Source organism: Serratia sp. CY38905, assembly GCF_052168875.1.
Classification (GTDB): domain Bacteria; phylum Pseudomonadota; class Gammaproteobacteria; order Enterobacterales; family Enterobacteriaceae; genus Serratia; species Serratia sarumanii.
This window is the reverse complement of sequence record NZ_JBJNLV010000007.1, coordinates 112,974-129,527: the sequence shown is the minus strand read 5'-3', so window position 1 is coordinate 129,527 and position 16,554 is coordinate 112,974. Positions and strand designations below refer to the sequence as shown.

Sequence of the window (16,554 nt, the reverse complement as noted above, 5' to 3'; positions counted from 1 at the left end):
TGCATAATTTTAAGGAAAGTAGGATGAAAAAGAATCTGTTGGCTGTAGCTATATTGACCGCGTCCGCATTTACCACTTCTGCATTTGCCGCCGACGGCGCGCTGAATATTACTGGCACCATCACCGATCAGTCTTGCACCGTCGATGCGGATTCCAAAAACAAGCAGGTCGCTCTGGGCAAGATCGCCAAAGATGCGTTCACCCTGTCCAAAACTGCCGGCGCCAAGGCGTTCAATCTGGTGCTGAAAAATTGCCCGGCCACCGTCACCGGCGCCACCGTGCGTTTTGACGGCACTCAGGTGCAGGGGCAGTCCGGGCTGCTGCAACTGACCGGCGCCGGCACCGCCGGGGTCGCGGGCGGCATTGGCGTGCAACTGCTGGACGACGGCAGCAACGTGTTAAATATCGGCAACGATTCCCGCGTCTATACCCTGGCCGAGAACAAAGACAACGTTCTGGGCTTTGTTGCGCGCTATTTCGCTTATGACAACGTTTCCGTCGGTAGCGCCAACGCTACGGCCAACTTCACCATCGTTTATCAGTAAGGCCATGCCGTTACGGCGGCGGAACAGTTAGAAAAATGAGCCAGAGAGCGTGTTCTCTGGCTCTTATTCATCGGTGATGGAAACGGGAAGAAAGAGAATGAAAGCGGGATACTTTGTGCTGACGGCGGCGTTGCTGATGACGCTTTGGACTCCGGTACGGGCCGGTGTAGTAGTGGGGGGAACGCGCCTGATCTACGACGGCGGCAAAAAAGAGTCTGCTCTGAATATCAGTAATCCGGATGCGATGCCTTATCTGATCCAATCCTGGGTCGATGCGCAAGAAGGCGATAGCGCGAAAGCGCCTTTTATCATTACACCGCCGCTATTTCGCTTGGATGGCGGCCAAAATAACCTGCTGCGCGTGGTACGTGCGGGCGGCAATTTACCGACGGACAGAGAGTCGCTGTATTGGCTGAATGTGAAGGCGATCCCCTCGGTGGAAAAGAAAGAAAATACCCTGCAAATCGCCATCAAGACCCGTATCAAGTTGATTTACCGCCCGCAAGGGCTCACCGGCAATCTGGAGGAGGCGGCCGGTAAAGTGACGTGGCGGCGCAGTGGCGATCGTCTGCAGGTGACCAACCCTTCACCCTACTACCTCACCTTTTTCAATTTGAAGCTGAATGGCCGCGCCATTACCGGCAACACCATGGTAGCGCCGCAGGCGAGCGCCAGTTTCCCGTTGCCGACGGCGAATGGCGCAGGAGGCGGTCTGAGCTGGCAAATCATCAATGACTATGGCGGCACCGGCCAGACCTTCACCAGCACATTATAACCGGGCTGCGGTACGTGTTTTTTGCTCCGGAATAACGCTGGAGCAGGTGTTCGGCTTACCTGGCTTTTCGTCGGGCCGAGCCAATCGGGACAGGGAGTTAAAAGGATGAATAACCCGAATTGCATTGGTTTACCAGGGGCGCGATCGGTTCTTGCCGGCCTGATATCTTGCCAGGTGGCGCTGCTGAGCCCGATCGGCACGGCTTATGCGCGCGATTATTTCAACCCGGCGTTGCTGGAAATCGATAATCCGGCGCTGCGCGGCGCCGATCTCTCCGTATTTGAGGAGAACAGCAGCCAGGCGCCCGGGAACTATCGGGTCGATCTTTACCTGAACGGCGAACAGATAGACAGCCTCGACGTCGAGTTCCGGCTTATGCCAGGGGCCGGCGGTAAACAAACGCTGCAACCTTGTTTCAGTACTGAGAAATTGGCTGAATTGGGCGTGAGGGTTGCCATGTTTCCGGCGATGGTGCCTGGGGAGAGTTGCGTCAATTTGGCGCAGGCCATTCCACAAGCCTCTTCGACATTCCTGTTCAATCAGTTGAGGCTGAATTTGAGCATCCCGCAGGCGGCGCTGCGCTTGAATGCGCGCGACTACGTTTCCCCGGATAAATGGGATTCCGGCATACCGGCGCTGTTGGTCAATTACAATTTCAGCGGCGCCAATAGCCAGATGCGCGCCAGCGAACGGCAAAACAACAATAACTATTACCTCAATCTGCGCTCGGGCATCAACTGGGGCGCCTGGCGCCTGCGTAACTATTCGATCTGGAATCATTACTCCGGTGGTTCTTCTTCCTGGCGCTCAATCAATACCTACCTGCAGCGCGATATCGTTGCGTTGCAAAGCCGCCTGACCCTGGGTGACAGCACAACATCCAGCGATGTGTTCGATAGCGTGCAGTTCCGCGGCGGGCAGTTGGCCTCTGAGGACGATATCCTGCCGGACAGCATGAAAGGGTACTCGCCGGTAGTGCGCGGGATCGCACGCACGAATGCGCAAATCATAATCCGGCAAAACGGCTACGTGATTTATCAAAGCTATGTGCCGCCGGGGGCGTTTGAAATTTCCGATCTGTATCCCACGGGTGGCAGCGGCGACCTGAATGTAAACGTGCGTGAGGCAGACGGCCAGGAGCAGCATTTTGTGGTGCCGTACGCCGTGGTGCCGGTATTGCAGCGCGAAGGGCGGTTTAAATACAGCCTGACCAGCGGGAAATACCGGTCATACAGCGGCGGCGTTGATGAACGCCCGTTCAGCCAGGCAACCGGGATCTACGGTTTGCCTTGGGGGGCCACGTTGTATGGCGGCGTGCAGGCGGCCAGTAAATATCAGTCTTTGGCGCTGGGATGGGGGCAGAACATGGGGGCGGTAGGCGCGCTGTCTGCCGATGTCACCCAAGCCTGGACCAAGCAGGAAACCCGGCCGAAGGAACAGGGGCAATCATGGCGTCTGCGTTACGGTAAAAACTTCATTGAAACCGGCACCAACTTTAGTTTGGCCAGTTACCGCTACTCCACGCGCGGCTTTTATAGCCTGCAGGAGGCGCTGGAGAGCTATGGCGGCAACAGCGCCGTCTATAGCGATCACAAGAAGAGCCGCGCCGAGCTGACGATGAGCCAAAGCCTGTGGGAGCGGGGAGGAACGCTGTCGCTCAGCCTGTTTAACGAAGACTACTGGGATAACAATCGCCGTTCGCAGTCTGTCAGCCTCAGCTACAACAACAGCTGGGAAGCGGTCAGTTACGGGCTGAATTACACGTTCAACCAGAACGGTTACGACAGTAACGGCAATCGCAGCAGCATTCGTGACCATATCGTGGCTTTCAACGTCAGCGTACCGCTCAGCAAATGGCTGCCGGGCAGCTACGCCACCTACAGTATGAACGCCAGTCGCAATGGTGCCACTAGCAACAACCTTGGGTTGAGCGGTACGGCGTTGCCGGGAAACAATCTGAACTACAGCATCAGCCAGGGCTATACCGGCAGGGATGTGGGGGCGAACGGCAATATTCAGGCGGATTATAAAGGCTCTCTCGCCGAGTTGAACCTGGGGTACGGCTACGATCGCCATCGCCGGCAGGTGAACTACGGCGTGCAGGGCGGCGTTCTGGTGCACCAAAACGGCATCACGCTTTCCCAACCGCTGGGCGATACGGTGGCGTTGGTGCAAGCGCCTGGTGCTTCAGGGGTGAATGTCCTGAACCAGACCGGAGTCAGCACCGACTGGCGTGGCTATGCGGTTGTGCCTTACCTGACGCCTTACCGGCGCAACATCGTCGGATTGGACGGTGAATCTTTCGCAGAGGACGTCGACATGACGCTGAGTAGCCAAACGGTGATCCCAACTCGCGGCGCCGTGGTGCGCGCCCGCTTTAATCCGGACGTCGGTGCCCGCGTGTTGCTGACCTTGCTGACGCGCAGCGGCGCTCCGGTGCCGTTCGGCGCCACCGTCAGCACTCTCAACAGCCCCTCTGACAATGCAGCCATCGTCGGTGATGGCGGCCAGGTTTATCTGGCTGGCCTGGCGGATAGCGGGCGGTTGCGGGTTAAGTGGGGCAATGACGCGGCTCAGCAATGTCAGGCCAACTATCAATTGGCTAATCAGCCCGAGAGCGGTGGGATTCGCCTCGTTAACGGGCAGTGTTTATAAGGTGCATATGATGGCGACAGGAATATCGATTCAACGAGGGATCATCGTCGGTGGGCTATTGGCGTGCGCAACGTTGGGCGCACCACAGGTGCAGGCGGCTTTCGGGCAGTGTGTTCCTATTTCGGGGACCCATGGGTTTTCATTCCTTTTTTCCCCGGTTTTAACCGACCCGTCGCAAAACGTGGTGGGGCGGATTATTAAGAATGCTGACGGCGGCAACTGGAATTTGCCCGGTTCTTATCGGGTGAAGTGCGAATGTCAGACGCGTACGGCGTCTTATGTCACCGCCAAAATGCTGCTGAGCGAGCCGGTATTCAGCAGCGGGGGATTAACGTATTACGCGTTGAATGAATACCTGGGCGTGGCCAGCGAAGTTTTCGTTGCGGGGTATCGCAACGCGTTTATTGCCGCACCATTCACCAATGAGTCTAACTTTAAGACCGATATGGATGGTGATGACGAATCCTGTGCCAGCACGCCCTACAACAGCGGTGCTCGCGGGCGAATTCACCTGTATTTCCGCCGCCCTTTCGTTGGCGTGACCACAATCCCCAGCACCCGCCTGGTAGACACCTACGTCTCCGTGGTGAGCGGGGTGAAAAGCGATGTGCCGGTCTCCACTATCTCCATGAGCGGCACCGTCACCGTGCCGCAGAGCTGTGAAATCAGTCCGCAAACGGTCACGATCGATTTTGGCGATATCTTGACGTCGAATATTCAAACCAAGGGGGCGATGGCGTCCGGCGTCACGCCAGAAGAGAGAACGCTGACGCTGGCTTGCCGCAATATTTCCGCCGGCGTCAAGGTCAGCCTGTCATTTCGCGGTGAGGCGGACGGCAGCATGCCCGAGGCTCTGAAGACCAGCAATCGCGACATTGGCGTGATGATTAAGGATATGCAGGGCAATGTTATTCGGCCTCAGAGCGGGCGCTTGCCGATCGATAACTTCCAATATCCCAACCAGAGTGGCAGCTCACGGATCAGCGTATATCCGATCAACACCACCGGCCAACCTCCTGCCGTGGGGCAGTTCAATGCAACGGCGACCATTCAGGCAGAAATTCAATAACGGATATTTCAACGGTAGCACGCCGGGGGCCCGGCGTTTAACGAGAAGGAGCAGATTATGGGGAAGGTTTTTAGCGGTATTGGCTGCAAATTGGCGCTGGCGGGCCTGTTTCTCCTGGCGATGCCGTCGGCGCATGCCGTATCAAAAATAGTGATTACCGGCAACATCAAAGCGGCACCCTGTGAAATCGACGGCGCGAACGGCACGGTTTCGGTCAATCTGGGGGACGATATTTCTGCCGCCGTACTGGCGACCTCCGGTGCCTTTAGCCCGTGGGTGGAGTTCCCTTTGACACTAAAAAACTGCCCAAGCACCACCACGTCGGTCGTCGCAACCTTCAGCGGAACGGCTGCGGATGAAGGTGCCAGCTTGTACAAAAGTACCGGCAGTTCTCGCCGAGTACAAATTGAATTGCAAAATAGCCAGGGCGCAAACCTGGGCAATGGCAAGAGTATGGCCCAGTTAGTTAATCGGGCGACGAATGAAGCCAAATTCAATTTGCGGGCGCGGGCATTCAGCGTCAATGGCGGTTCAACGCCCGGTTCGATAGAAGGGGCTCTGCAGGTCACTTTCGTCTATCAGTAGACAAAGGGCTGCTCTAGATGGAAGGTTAACGACAGATTTAAGGTGATGATATGAATATTAATTATCCCTATGGAACAACCTTGGCGGCCGGCAATGCGGCGACGGGGGCCGTGGCTATCATGGAACCTTGCCCCCTCACGGCGTTGGGGATGAGAAACCGATTGATTGAGTCCTGCGGTCTACAGCCCGACAACGTTCGACAGGTGACGAACCTGGTGGCGCTGAGAGCCTTATTCACTCAGCACACGCATCGTTTACTGGTGATGGATTTGTGCGGCAAATCAGAATTGGTATTGGACGGCTTCAGGCTGATTGCCGATGTGCGTGAAAGCTCGCCGGACACCGCGATAATTATTTGTACGGCATTGGATGAACCCAGGCTGCTGCGGCAACTGATCGCATCCGGCATCCGCGGCCTGATGTTGAAGCAAGAGCCGGCCATTGCGTTGACTCATTGCGTCCAACAGGTCTTGGCGGGCTGCAGCAGTTTCAGCCATCGGGTGCGTCAGCGTCAATTGCATGAGGCGACAGCCGACAAGCCTCTGACGGCGAAGGAACTGGATGTGCTGACCCAGTTGTTTTCCGGCAAAAGCGTGACCAGCGTGGCGTTAACGATGTGCCGTGATATTCGCACCGTCAGCACGCATAAACGCAATGCGATGTTGAAGTTGGGATTTCACAGCGATGGGGAATTGTATCTTCAGGGGAAATGGATGGCTGCGCAAGGTTCGTCTTTTGTTCGCTAGGCAAGCGTGCGATGCCTCTGGGGTAAGCAAGCATAGGAGCAGATTATGCATTCATGGCGTCAGCAGCCGCTGAACATAGCATTAATGGACAGATGCCCATTAACGCTGGAGGGGTTGGCGAGTTTTTTAAAAACGCTGCCAACCCAGGCAAAAGTCGTCGTAAAGGAAACCAGCGTCCGCGCGGTGGCGGATAGCGTGGTCTATCAGCAGGCTGACGTGCTGATTAGCGAGATGGATGGTGAAGATGAAACGGTCGCTCAGGGCAGGGAAACGTTGCTTGCCTTGTGCACGCAGTTGCCCGAATTGCGGGTGATCGTCTATACCCGCTGCCAGAATGCAGAAGAGGTGGGGCGTCTGTTGAACCAGCCCAATATCAGCATCGTAGCCAGAGATGACGCTTTGCCGCTGGTGGCGGAGTTTTTTAATCGCGTGCTGCTTGGGGAACGCGTGTTGAGCCCGCAGATAGGCGCTTTTCTGGCGCCCTCCGTTAGCGGAGAGGAGGCGGCAACGCGAAAGTTGACCCGCTGTGAGAGCGACGTCTTGGCCTTTTTGTTCAACGGAATGAGCCTGCGGCAAATCGCCGAGTTGCAACGGCGCAGCATCAAGACGATCAGCGCGCATAAATGCAGCGCCATGCGTAAACTGCAGGTGAAGAATGACAGCGAACTGTTTTCTCTGCACGGCAATATTGCGCGGCAATTGGGGGGGAAATGGTCAAAGGGCACCTAACCTTTAATGAAACGGTATGGGCTATGATTTATCGGCAGGTTTGCCGTTAAAAGCTTACCCAGTGTGGCCTATCCCTGGCGCCGATGCATGAAAAGCAGCTCGGCGTTAAAATATTGCTGAGTAGGCCGTTGATGACGTGCCGGGCTGCCTCTCCCATCTGAATATTGCATTGCACTCGATGTGTTGTTTAACGGAGGACGGGGCTGCGTAATTATTTTCGTCGTGAGGTTAAATGTTGATCGTGCGGAATCGCTCAACGTTGGTCGCGGTGTAAATCACCGTATTCTGGATATTTTTGTGCCCTAAATAATCCTGAATCAAACGCGTATCGATCCCTTTATCCGCAAGGGCGTAACCGCAGGAATGTCGCAACATGTGAGGATGGACCTGAACGCTAATGCCGGCCATCTCGCCATACATTCTCATCAACCGATAGAGCTGCTGACGTGATATCTGCCCGCCGTGGCGCGACAGGAATAGCCATGGCGCTTCAGCGTCAGGATAGTTCGCCCGTTGGGCCAGCCAGTTTAACAGCGCCTGCCGTTCTCGCGGTTGAATGGGGTGCTGAACGGAAAACCCGTTTTTTAACCGGGATATATGGATCCTATTGGAGGTAAGGTCAATATCCTGAAGGCGCAATGCACGCAGTTCGCTAACCCGCAAGCCGTGAATAAAGCACATTAATAGTAAACAACGATCTCGAATGCTATTTTTTCCTTCATTCACAGCGGCAATCAGTTGCTCAATTTCAACCTGACTAAGAAATTTCCTTTTTTTCATTTTCCCTTCCTGCGTCTTAGATGTTGGCGATTTCTATTGTGATGTTTTATTAAAGCATTGGAACATAATAGGCGGCAAAGAAAATAAATAATTTCATTTGTGAATGCATGGGTTTTATTGTTTTATTTTTCAAGTGAATGGCTTTTTGATTCATATATGTTTATTTAATTTATTTCGGGAAGCTATTTAATCAGCGAATATTGAGCGTCCTGTAAGAGCCGTATGGGAATTTTGCCCCCGTCAGATGACCACGGGGATACCGCCTCTCTCAGAACGGTGCTTGATAAACTGTGTTGAGAATTCGTCTTGATCTCATTCTCACGCCGCTTACAATGCCTGCCAGATCGCGACTTCAGAGGTTTTTTCATGGAACTGCTACGGGTGGTTTATCACCAGTATCGTTGGCCATTTCTGGCTGTCATGGCGTTGACCATGGCCAGCGCCGGCTTAGGTATCGGTATCATTGCTTTTATCAATCAATACCTGATGGACGCCGGCGGCGATGCCTTGGCCGTGCTGCCGGTGTTTCTCGCCCTGTTGGCATTGTTGATAGCGGTCACCTTGGGTTCGCAATTGGCGCTGACGACATTGGGCCATTACTTCGTCTATCGCCTGCGTGGGCAGTTAGTGAAGCGCATTTTGGATACCGATATTGAACGCCTCGAACAATTGGGCAGCGCCTCATTGTTGGCCAGCCTGTCCAGCGATATCCGCAATATCACCGTCGCCTTCGTGCGCCTGCCTGAACTGGTACAAGGGGTGATTTTAACCCTGGGGGCAGCGGCCTATCTGGGGTGGCTATCGCCGAAAATGCTGGCGGTCACGGCAGTCTGGGTGGCGGTGACCGTCGTGGGCAGCGGCTGCCTGGTATCACGGGTTTATCGTCATATGGCCAGTTTGCGTGAGTCGGAAGAACGTCTCTATCATCGTTATGAGTCGGTGATTGACGGCCGCAAGGAACTGACGTTGAACCGCAAGCGGGCGCAGGCGCTGTACGAACAGGCCTATCAGCCCGATGCGCAAGCTTATCGCCACCACATCATTCGCGCCGATACCTTCCATTTGAGCGCGCTCAACTGGTCAAACATCATGATGTTGGGCGCGATTGGGCTGGTGTTCTTTATGGCCAACAGTCTGGGATGGGCGGACTCGGCGGTGGCCGCCACCTATTCACTGACGCTGCTGTTTTTGCGCACGCCATTACTGCAAGCGGTCGGAGCGTTTCCGACGTTGGTCAGCGCCGAAGTGGCCTTTAACAAGCTGAAGACGCTGCGCCTGGCCGAGTATCAACCGGCGTTTCCTGCCGCCGTTGGTCGCCCCTGGCAGACGCTGGAGCTGCGCGACGTGGTTTTTCACTATGCAGATACGGAACAGCAGCCCGGTTTTGCCGTCGGGCCGCTCAATCTGACGCTGCGGCGTGGTGAGCTGGTCTTTCTGATCGGCGGCAACGGCAGCGGCAAGTCAACGCTGGCGATGTTGTTGACCGGGTTGTACCGGCCGGTGAGCGGCCATATCGTTCTGGATGGCGTCGCACAGAGCGCAGCGGATATGCCGGACTACCGGCGGCTGTTTTCGGCGATTTTCACCGATTTTCATCAGTTCGATCGCTTGCAAGGGCCGGAAGGCGGTGAACCCGATGCGGATCTGGTCGCCATTTGGCTCGAGCGGTTGAATATGAAAAGCAAACTGCAGTTTGACGGCACCAGGGTGACCAATCCGCAACTGTCGCAGGGGCAACGCAAACGTCTGGCTTTGCTGCTGGCGGTGGCGGAACAGCGCGATATCTTGCTGTTGGATGAATGGGCCGCGGATCAGGATCCGCAATTTCGGCGCACTTTCTATCGTGAACTATTGCCGGAGCTGCGCGCGATGGGCAAAACGGTGTTTGCCATCAGCCATGACGATCACTATTTCGAACACGCCGATCGGTTGCTTGAGATGCGCTCAGGCCATTTACGTGAGCTGACCGGCAGCGAGCGTGAACACGCCAGCCGGGATTCCGTCAGCAGAATCGGTTAACTCACGCCGGCCCGAGCGAGACCAAAACGGGCCGGTGTTCTCTCCGCATGATCCCAGTACATCGCTTCATTTTCTCCCCCGTCTCCAGCGCTGCCTGTTGCCGATTTGGCTTACGGGCAGTCAAATAATTGATAGTTGAATTATTTACCAGTGGTTTAATTTCGACCTTCCAAGGTATGGCACACTGCACCTTCGTTCGCCTATCAATTCAAGTTATCGCCTGCCGATAACAGTGATATCCACGGTGCCGTTCTTACTGAGGCGGTGATGCAGGCCTATGGCTGGCAGTTGTTTTTTAAATTTCCATAGGAAAAAGCTACTTTATTGATCGTTAAAATAGATCAATAATCATCATTTGAATGGTTTAATCTATTGGTTGAGGGCGCTGTGGTGAGCAAGGATGGATCAGATATCAAACGTAGAGCATGGCTGTGTGTATTTATCGGTAGCGGGCTGTTCTGGCTGTTAACCGCCGCCGTGATTTACTGGTTACTGAGTTAGCAGGTTAAGCAGGAAGGCGATTCGTGAACAAGAAGCAGGCTAAAAACCGTGAGGGCGCTGAGCGTCGCGCACAGTCCAAAATTCCGCCGTCATGGGTGCTGAGCGATGAGCAGCGCGCCTTTATTGAAGACTTATGGCAGGATACCGACTCTGAGCCGCCGCGGCCCCCATCGCGCAGCCGCGTTAGCTGATCACGCGGCGGCGGCCGGCCAGCGCGCCGAACAGCATTTGCAAGACGGTCAGGCACAGCAGGGCGATCAACGGCAAACGCCAACCTGCCGTCAGATCGTGCAGCAGGCCGAATAGGGTAGGCCCCAGCGCCGCCAACAGATAACCGACGGATTGCGCCATACCCGACAGCAGCGTCGCCTGATGATGATGCTGGCTGCGCAATCCAAAGAACGACAGCGCCAGCACCAGCGAACTCCCCGCCCCCAATCCGGCAAACGTCAGCCACACCAGTGAACTGGCGGGTTGCACCAACAATCCCCCGACGCCGATAAAGATCAGCAGCGAGCTGCCCAGCGCTATCGCCCGTTGATCGTGTGCGCGCGGCAAAATCACCACCATGACAAAGTTGGCGACGATGGCCACCACCTGGTAAACGAACAGCTCGAAACCTGCCTGCTGAGCTGAGGTGCCGTAGCTGGCGGCAAAGGCGCTGAACCAGCCGATGATGGTGTAGAAGGCGATCGATTGCAGCCCCATGAACATCGCCACTTGCCAACCCAGCGCGCTGCCCCAGGGAGAGCGATAGCGCTGTGGTTCCGTCGGCTGCGGCGCTTTGGCGGCGGGAGTGTCTGAGCGTCGCAGCTGCGGCAGCCACACCAGCAGCGCCAGCAACGCGGGCAACCCCCAGCACAGCAAGGAGAAACGCCAGCCGAGGTCGGCCAGGGCAGCCAGCGGCACCGCCAGGCCGGAGGCGATGGCGGCAACCAGCGACATCACCGCCGCATAGGCGGCGATCATCGCGGCGGCGCGATGCGGGAAATCTCTTTTCACCAGCGTCGGCAGCACTACGTTGGCGAAGGTAATGGCGGCGCCGATCAGGATGCTGCCCGGCCATAGCATGGCGTCTTGCGGCAGGGAACGCAGCGCGATGCCGCAGACCAGCAGCGCGAGGGCGAGACCCAGGGTGCGCTCGATGCCGATGCGTTTCGCCAGCGCCGGAGTCAATGGCGAGAGGATGGCGAACAGGATCAGCGGCAGCGAGTTGATCAGGCCGGCGGCGGTGGCGGACAACGCCAGCTGCTGCTGGATCTGTTCCAGCAGCGGGCCGACGCTGGTCAGGGCGGCGCGCAGGTTGGCCGCGATCAGCATAATGCCGACGATCAGCAGAACGGGGCGGTGCAATCGGCGACGCGGGATCGCGGTGGACGCTGGGGGTGAAGCGGGTTGCGGCATGGGTTCCTCGCACCAGGGCATGCAGTCAATCAGTGCTGCATGGCATGATGCGTTGATTGACGTTAACGCTTACGTACCGACAAATCGACGGTATCCGATCGCAAGTGTAGGGAAGATGGCGCGCGCTGACAAGGGGATGGCCCGGCGGGATGGCGGCGGTTAACCCCCACCGGCCGCAGGATAATTGCCATTATGTGATCCTGGTCACTGAGTGAACTAAAAGTCAGGGCGCGGGGCGCGCCAGGCGCCGCTTTCGCTTTCCTCGCAGCCCGCACCTCGGCGCTCCGGGCTTCTCGCCCATCCTGGCATTTCACTTTTTCTCCCTTCCGCTTTTGGGCTTTTCGATCCGTTTCGATTCGAAAGGTTTTTTGACGGTTTTTTTGCTAAAACCGGGCTGTAAGCCCGATCACAATTTCATTGCTTTCGCTTTGCTGTAATGCCTGCGCAGTAGAGCGAAAGCCATCTTCTCCCCGGCGATGCCGGAAACCTGAGGACCGCAGCTCATGCCAGTGAATACCGCAAAGCGACGTGAACACATTATCGATCTGTTATGCGAGCACGGCAGCGTGCGCGTGGAGCAGCTCAGCAAACAGTTTGCGGTATCCACGGTGACGATCCGCAACGATCTGCGCTTTCTGGAACGAAAAGGGTGTGCGCTGCGCGCTTACGGCGGCGCGATGCTCAATCAGCAATTCGCTTTCGATCGGCCGCTGCGGGACAAGGGGCGGTTGAATCGCGACGTCAAAACGCTGATCGCCAACGCGGCGGCCGGCTATGTGCGCGACGGCGATGCGCTGATCCTCGATTCCGGCTCCACCACCACGCAGATCGTGCCGTTCCTGAAGGGGCGGCGCGATCTGGTGGTGATGACCAATGCGCTGAACATTGCCTACGAGCTTTCGGGAAACGACGGGGTGGAGGTCATGGTGCTGGGGGGCAGCGTGCGCCGCAACTCTTACTCGCTCTACGGTCCGGCCGCCGAGCAGCAATTGCGTCAGTACCGCTTCGACAAGCTGTTTTTGGGCGTCGACGGGTTCGATCTGAGCGCCGGCATTACCACGCCTCACCCCGGTGAGGCGCACCTCAATCGCGTGATGTGCGAGGTGGCGCGCGAGATTATCGCGGTGGCGGATGCCAGCAAATTCGGTCGCAAGAGCTTTTGCATGATTCGCGAAGCCGGACAAATCCATCGGCTGATCACCGACAGCCGTCTTCCGGACGATTACGAGCGGGCGTTAACCGAGCTGGGCGTGGAGGTCATCATCGCCGATCGGTAGCAGGGCGCCTGCATGGGGGCTTCATGCAGCAGTTGTTACAGCTTGTCGAGCAGCACAAGGCCGGTATGCCGGTCGGGATCTTTTCCGTCTGTTCCGCCCATCCCTGGGTTCTGAAGGCCGCGCTGCGGCAGGCCAAAGCGCGCGGCACGCCGGTATTGGTGGAGGCGACGTCCAACCAGGTCAATCAGTTCGGCGGCTATACCGGCCAAACGGCGGCCCAGTTCCGCGATGCGCTGTGGCATCTGGCGGATGAGGTTGGCCTGGCGCGCGATCGCGTGTGGCTGGGCGGCGATCACCTGGGGCCCAACGCCTGGCAAGATCGCCCGGCTCAGGAGGCGATGGCGCTGGCGGAAACCTTGATCGACGATTACGTTCGCGCCGGATTTCGCAAGATTCACCTCGATTGTTCCATGTCGTGCGCCGGCGATCCCTCGCCCCTGGGGGATGCCATGGTCGCCGAGCGTGCGGCGCGCTTGTGCGCGGTGGCGGAGCGGGCCTGGATGCAGAGCGGCGGCGAAGCGCCGGTCTATGTGATTGGCACCGAAGTGCCGGTGCCGGGCGGCGCGCAGGAGGCGCTGGCGAGCCTGCAGGTCACCACGCCGCAGGCGGTGGCGCAAACGCTGGAAACGCACCGTATCGCCTGGCAACAGGCCGAGCTGAACGATGCCTGGCAGAGAGCCATCGCGCTGGTGGTGCAGCCGGGCGTCGAGTTCGATCACCACCGCGTCGAACGCTATCAGCCGCAGCGCGCCGACGCCTTGAGCCATTTCATCGAACGCCAGCCGGGCATGATCTATGAAGCGCACTCCACGGACTATCAGCCGCCGCAGGCCTACCGCCAACTGGTGCGCGATCACTTCGCCATCCTGAAGGTGGGGCCGGCGCTGACCTTCGCGCTGCGCGAAGCGCTGTTCGCCCTCGATCGCATCGAGCGTGAATGGCTGGGGGAGCGCCAGTCGGCGCAGCTGTGCGCCACGCTGGAGCAGGTGATGCGCGAGCAGCCGCAGCAGTGGAGCCGCTATTACCACGGCACGCCGCACCAACAGTACCTCGATCGCCACTACAGCCTGAGCGATCGAGTGCGTTACTACTGGCCGCAGCCGCAGGTGCAGCAGGCGGTCGACGGGCTGCTGGACAACCTGCGCCGCAGCCCGGCGCCGCTGGCGCTGCTCAGCCAGTACCTGCCGGATCAGGCGCGGGCGCTGAACGCCGGCGAATTGAGCGCCGATCCGCAAGAGTGGGTGCTGCATAAAGTGACGCAGGTGCTCGACGATTACCACGCCGCCTGCTACCCGGAGGGCCGCTGACATGCCGAACATTTTAATGACCCGCATCGACAATCGCCTGGTGCACGGCCAGGTGGGCGTGACCTGGACCAACACCCTCGGCGCCAACCTGGTGGTGGTGGCCAACGACGAGGCCGCCGCCGATCCGGTGCAGCAGAACCTGATGGACATGGTGGTGGCGGAAGGGGTGCAGACCCGCTACTTCACGCTGCAGAAAACCATCGACGTGATCCACAAGGCGGCGGATCGGCAGAAGATTTTTCTGGTGTGCAAAACGCCGCAGGATGTGTTGACGCTGGTGCGCGGTGGGGTGCCGATCCGTTTCGTCAACGTCGGCAACATGCACTTCGCCGAGGGGAAGCGGCAGGTGCACAAAACGGTGTCGCTGGACGACGGCGACGTGGCCGCGTTTCGCGCGTTAGCGGCGCTGGGCGTGGAGTGCGAAGTGCGCCGGGTGCCGGATGAGGCGGGCGAGGCGATCGGCAAATTGCTCTTTTGAGCCAGGGGGAAAGCATGTTGACGGATGCGTTATTGATTGCGTTGTTGGCCGGGCTGGCGGGGGTGGACCTGTTCGACGGCCTGACCCACTTCCATCGGCCGGTGGTGATGGGGCCGCTGGTGGGGCTGATTTTGGGCGATGTCTACACCGGCTTGCTGGTGGGCGGCACGCTGGAGCTGGTGTGGATGGGGATGGTGCCGCTGGCGGGCGCCCAACCGCCGAACGTGGTGATCGGCGGGGTGATCGGCACCGCGTTCGCCATTCTGACCAAGGCCGACCCTAAAGTGGCGATCGGCGTGGCGGTGCCATTCTCGATTGCGGTGCAGGGCTGCATCACGCTGCTGTTTACGCTGTTCTCGCCGATGATGCACCGCTGCGATCGCATGGTGAAAGAGCTGAACTGGCGCGGCGTCGAACGGGTGAACTATCTCGGCATCGGCATCCTGTTCATCTTCTATTTCGTGGTGGCGTTCCTGCCGATTTACTTCGGCGCCGATGCGGCCAGCGCCATGGTGCAGAAGGCGCCGGGTTGGCTGCTGGACGGGCTGGCGGTGGCGGGCGGCATGATGCCGGCGATCGGCTTCTCGCTGCTGATGAAGGTGATGATGAAAAAAACCTACGTGGCCTATTTTATCCTCGGCTTTATCTCGGTCACGTTCCTCAAGCTGCCGATCCTGGCGGTGGCGCTGGGCGCCCTGGCGATCGCCCTGATCGATTTCTTCAACACGCAACGCGGCGCGGCAGAGGCGACGGCCCGGCCCGCTCCGCAGGAGGACGCCGAAGATGGCATTTAACGATTCCGACGATCTGCTGGCGCAAAAGGCCGAGCAACGCATGGCGCAGGCGCTGGCCACCAGCCAGGTGGAGCAGGACGACTATCTGGACAGCCAGCCCGCCGAAGCGCTGACGCGCGGCGACATCAACCGTATGGCCTGGCGTTCGCTGCTGCTGCAGGCGTCGTTCAACTATGAACGTATGCAGGCCGGCGGCTGGCTGTACCAGCTGATCCCCGGACTGCGCAAGATCCACCGCAACCCGCAGGATCTGGCCAACTCGATGAAGATGCACATGGAATTTATCAACGTGCACCCGTTCGACGTCACCTTCCTGTCCGGCCTGGTGCTGGCGATGGAGCAGAACAAGGAGAAGATCTCCACCATTCGCGCGGTGAAAGTGGCGCTGATGGGGCCGCTCGGCGGCATCGGCGACGCGCTGTTTTGGCTGACGCTGCTGCCGATCTGCGCCGGGATAGGCGCTTCGCTGGCATTGGAGGGCAGCCTGTTCGGGCCGATCGTCTTCCTGCTGCTGTTCAACCTGTTCCACTTCGGCCTGCGCTTCGGGCTGGCGCACTACGGCTATCAGGCCGGCACCAGCGCGCTGGCGCTGTTGAAGACCCACACCCGGCGCATTTCTCACGCCGCGTCGATCGTCGGCATGACGGTGATCGGCGCACTGGTGGCCTCGTATGTGCATCTGTCCACGCCGTTGGTGATGCATGCCGGCAAGGCCAGGGTGGCGCTGCAGACAGACGTGCTGGACAAGTTGATGCCCAACTTGTTGCCGCTGTGCTTCACGCTGCTCATTTTCTTCCTGATGAAGCGCGGTTTCTCGCCGGTGAAGCTGATTGGCGTCACCGTAGCGATCGGCGTGGCGGGCAAATTTATCGGCATTTTGTGAGGAGTGG

Annotated in this window: 16 protein-coding genes; 14 read left to right on the top strand and 2 right to left on the bottom strand. The window is 58.3% G+C overall.

Going from position 1 to position 16,554, the window contains the following annotated elements; genetic code table 11:
* The first annotated feature begins 23 nt into the window (after positions 1-23).
* From ACJ8MK_RS16300 to ACJ8MK_RS16270, 7 genes are all read left to right on the top strand, one after another.
* Positions 24-545, top strand: coding sequence for a fimbrial protein (locus ACJ8MK_RS16300; RefSeq protein ID WP_033635794.1), 522 nt, complete (start codon positions 24-26; stop codon positions 543-545).
* A gap of 97 nt (positions 546-642) precedes the next feature.
* On the top strand, positions 643-1,320 hold the full coding sequence (locus ACJ8MK_RS16295) for a fimbrial biogenesis chaperone (RefSeq protein WP_033635793.1): 678 nt from the start codon (positions 643-645) through the stop codon (positions 1,318-1,320).
* 105 nt (positions 1,321-1,425) lie between these two features.
* Positions 1,426-3,975, top strand: coding sequence for a fimbria/pilus outer membrane usher protein (locus ACJ8MK_RS16290; RefSeq protein ID WP_033649481.1), 2,550 nt, complete (start codon positions 1,426-1,428; stop codon positions 3,973-3,975).
* Positions 3,976-3,985: 10 nt separating this feature from the next.
* The gene (locus ACJ8MK_RS16285) at positions 3,986-5,044 is read left to right on the top strand and encodes a fimbrial protein (protein WP_223915442.1); all 1,059 of its coding nucleotides are present in this window, start codon (positions 3,986-3,988) and stop codon (positions 5,042-5,044) included.
* Positions 5,045-5,101: 57 nt separating this feature from the next.
* The gene (locus ACJ8MK_RS16280) at positions 5,102-5,629 is read left to right on the top strand and encodes a fimbrial protein (protein ID WP_033649482.1); all 528 of its coding nucleotides are present in this window, start codon (positions 5,102-5,104) and stop codon (positions 5,627-5,629) included.
* A gap of 50 nt (positions 5,630-5,679) precedes the next feature.
* A complete protein-coding gene (locus ACJ8MK_RS16275) occupies positions 5,680-6,375 on the top strand; it encodes a response regulator transcription factor (protein WP_033649483.1) in 696 nt (231 codons plus the stop codon).
* A 45-nt stretch (positions 6,376-6,420) separates the two neighbouring features.
* On the top strand, positions 6,421-7,104 hold the full coding sequence (locus ACJ8MK_RS16270) for a response regulator transcription factor (protein ID WP_049232261.1): 684 nt from the start codon (positions 6,421-6,423) through the stop codon (positions 7,102-7,104).
* Positions 7,105-7,332: 228 nt separating this feature from the next.
* Here ACJ8MK_RS16270 and ACJ8MK_RS16265 read toward each other — a convergent pair whose 3' ends face one another.
* Entirely contained in the window at positions 7,333-7,884 is a 552-nt protein-coding gene (locus ACJ8MK_RS16265) for a tyrosine-type DNA invertase (protein WP_033649485.1), read from the bottom strand.
* Positions 7,885-8,250: 366 nt separating this feature from the next.
* Here ACJ8MK_RS16265 and ACJ8MK_RS16260 point away from each other — a divergent pair, with 366 nt between their 5' ends.
* On the top strand, positions 8,251-9,903 hold the full coding sequence (locus ACJ8MK_RS16260) for a multidrug ABC transporter permease/ATP-binding protein (protein ID WP_033649486.1): 1,653 nt from the start codon (positions 8,251-8,253) through the stop codon (positions 9,901-9,903).
* 387 nt (positions 9,904-10,290) lie between these two features.
* Positions 10,291-10,404 carry a YmiA family putative membrane protein gene (locus ACJ8MK_RS16255; RefSeq protein ID WP_049232362.1) on the top strand — a complete coding sequence of 38 codons (114 nt, stop codon included), beginning with the start codon at positions 10,291-10,293 and terminating at the stop codon, positions 10,402-10,404.
* A gap of 183 nt (positions 10,405-10,587) precedes the next feature.
* On the opposite strand, the gene ACJ8MK_RS16250 is transcribed toward ACJ8MK_RS16255, so the two are convergent.
* Positions 10,588-11,808, bottom strand: coding sequence for a CynX/NimT family MFS transporter (locus ACJ8MK_RS16250; protein WP_442517894.1), 1,221 nt, complete (start codon positions 11,806-11,808; stop codon positions 10,588-10,590).
* Between the two features lie 503 nt (positions 11,809-12,311).
* Here ACJ8MK_RS16250 and agaR point away from each other — a divergent pair.
* The 5 genes from agaR to ACJ8MK_RS16225 are packed head-to-tail and all read left to right on the top strand — an operon-like array spanning position 12,312 to position 16,547.
* Complete coding sequence (gene agaR / locus ACJ8MK_RS16245) at positions 12,312-13,085, top strand: transcriptional repressor AgaR (protein ID WP_033649488.1); 774 nt, start codon at positions 12,312-12,314, stop codon at positions 13,083-13,085.
* A 23-nt stretch (positions 13,086-13,108) separates the two neighbouring features.
* Entirely contained in the window at positions 13,109-14,392 is a 1,284-nt protein-coding gene (locus ACJ8MK_RS16240; RefSeq protein ID WP_049212611.1) for a D-tagatose-bisphosphate aldolase, class II, non-catalytic subunit, read from the top strand.
* A gap of 1 nt (position 14,393) precedes the next feature.
* Positions 14,394-14,870 carry a PTS N-acetylgalactosamine transporter subunit IIB gene (gene agaV / locus ACJ8MK_RS16235; protein ID WP_019455696.1) on the top strand — a complete coding sequence of 159 codons (477 nt, stop codon included), beginning with the start codon at positions 14,394-14,396 and terminating at the stop codon, positions 14,868-14,870.
* A 14-nt stretch (positions 14,871-14,884) separates the two neighbouring features.
* A complete protein-coding gene (gene agaW, locus ACJ8MK_RS16230) occupies positions 14,885-15,664 on the top strand; it encodes a PTS N-acetylgalactosamine transporter subunit IIC (RefSeq protein ID WP_033635784.1) in 780 nt (259 codons plus the stop codon).
* A complete protein-coding gene (locus ACJ8MK_RS16225) occupies positions 15,654-16,547 on the top strand; it encodes a PTS system mannose/fructose/sorbose family transporter subunit IID (protein WP_033649490.1) in 894 nt (297 codons plus the stop codon). The genes agaW and ACJ8MK_RS16225 overlap by 11 nt, the downstream gene beginning before the upstream one ends.
* The last annotated feature ends 7 nt before the right edge of the window (positions 16,548-16,554 follow it).

Coding starts and splice junctions, on each gene's coding strand:
- ACJ8MK_RS16300 (WP_033635794.1), top strand. CDS start 24: ATGAAAAAGAATCTGTTGGCTGTAGCTATATTGACCGCGTCCGCATTT.
- ACJ8MK_RS16295 (WP_033635793.1), top strand. CDS start 643: ATGAAAGCGGGATACTTTGTGCTGACGGCGGCGTTGCTGATGACGCTT.
- ACJ8MK_RS16290 (WP_033649481.1), top strand. CDS start 1,426: ATGAATAACCCGAATTGCATTGGTTTACCAGGGGCGCGATCGGTTCTT.
- ACJ8MK_RS16285 (WP_223915442.1), top strand. CDS start 3,986: ATGGCGACAGGAATATCGATTCAACGAGGGATCATCGTCGGTGGGCTA.
- ACJ8MK_RS16280 (WP_033649482.1), top strand. CDS start 5,102: ATGGGGAAGGTTTTTAGCGGTATTGGCTGCAAATTGGCGCTGGCGGGC.
- ACJ8MK_RS16275 (WP_033649483.1), top strand. CDS start 5,680: ATGAATATTAATTATCCCTATGGAACAACCTTGGCGGCCGGCAATGCG.
- ACJ8MK_RS16270 (WP_049232261.1), top strand. CDS start 6,421: ATGCATTCATGGCGTCAGCAGCCGCTGAACATAGCATTAATGGACAGA.
- ACJ8MK_RS16265 (WP_033649485.1), bottom strand. CDS start 7,884: ATGAAAAAAAGGAAATTTCTTAGTCAGGTTGAAATTGAGCAACTGATT.
- ACJ8MK_RS16260 (WP_033649486.1), top strand. CDS start 8,251: ATGGAACTGCTACGGGTGGTTTATCACCAGTATCGTTGGCCATTTCTG.
- ACJ8MK_RS16250 (WP_442517894.1), bottom strand. CDS start 11,808: ATGCCGCAACCCGCTTCACCCCCAGCGTCCACCGCGATCCCGCGTCGC.
- agaR (WP_033649488.1), top strand. CDS start 12,312: ATGCCAGTGAATACCGCAAAGCGACGTGAACACATTATCGATCTGTTA.
- ACJ8MK_RS16240 (WP_049212611.1), top strand. CDS start 13,109: ATGCAGCAGTTGTTACAGCTTGTCGAGCAGCACAAGGCCGGTATGCCG.
- agaV (WP_019455696.1), top strand. CDS start 14,394: ATGCCGAACATTTTAATGACCCGCATCGACAATCGCCTGGTGCACGGC.
- agaW (WP_033635784.1), top strand. CDS start 14,885: ATGTTGACGGATGCGTTATTGATTGCGTTGTTGGCCGGGCTGGCGGGG.
- ACJ8MK_RS16225 (WP_033649490.1), top strand. CDS start 15,654: ATGGCATTTAACGATTCCGACGATCTGCTGGCGCAAAAGGCCGAGCAA.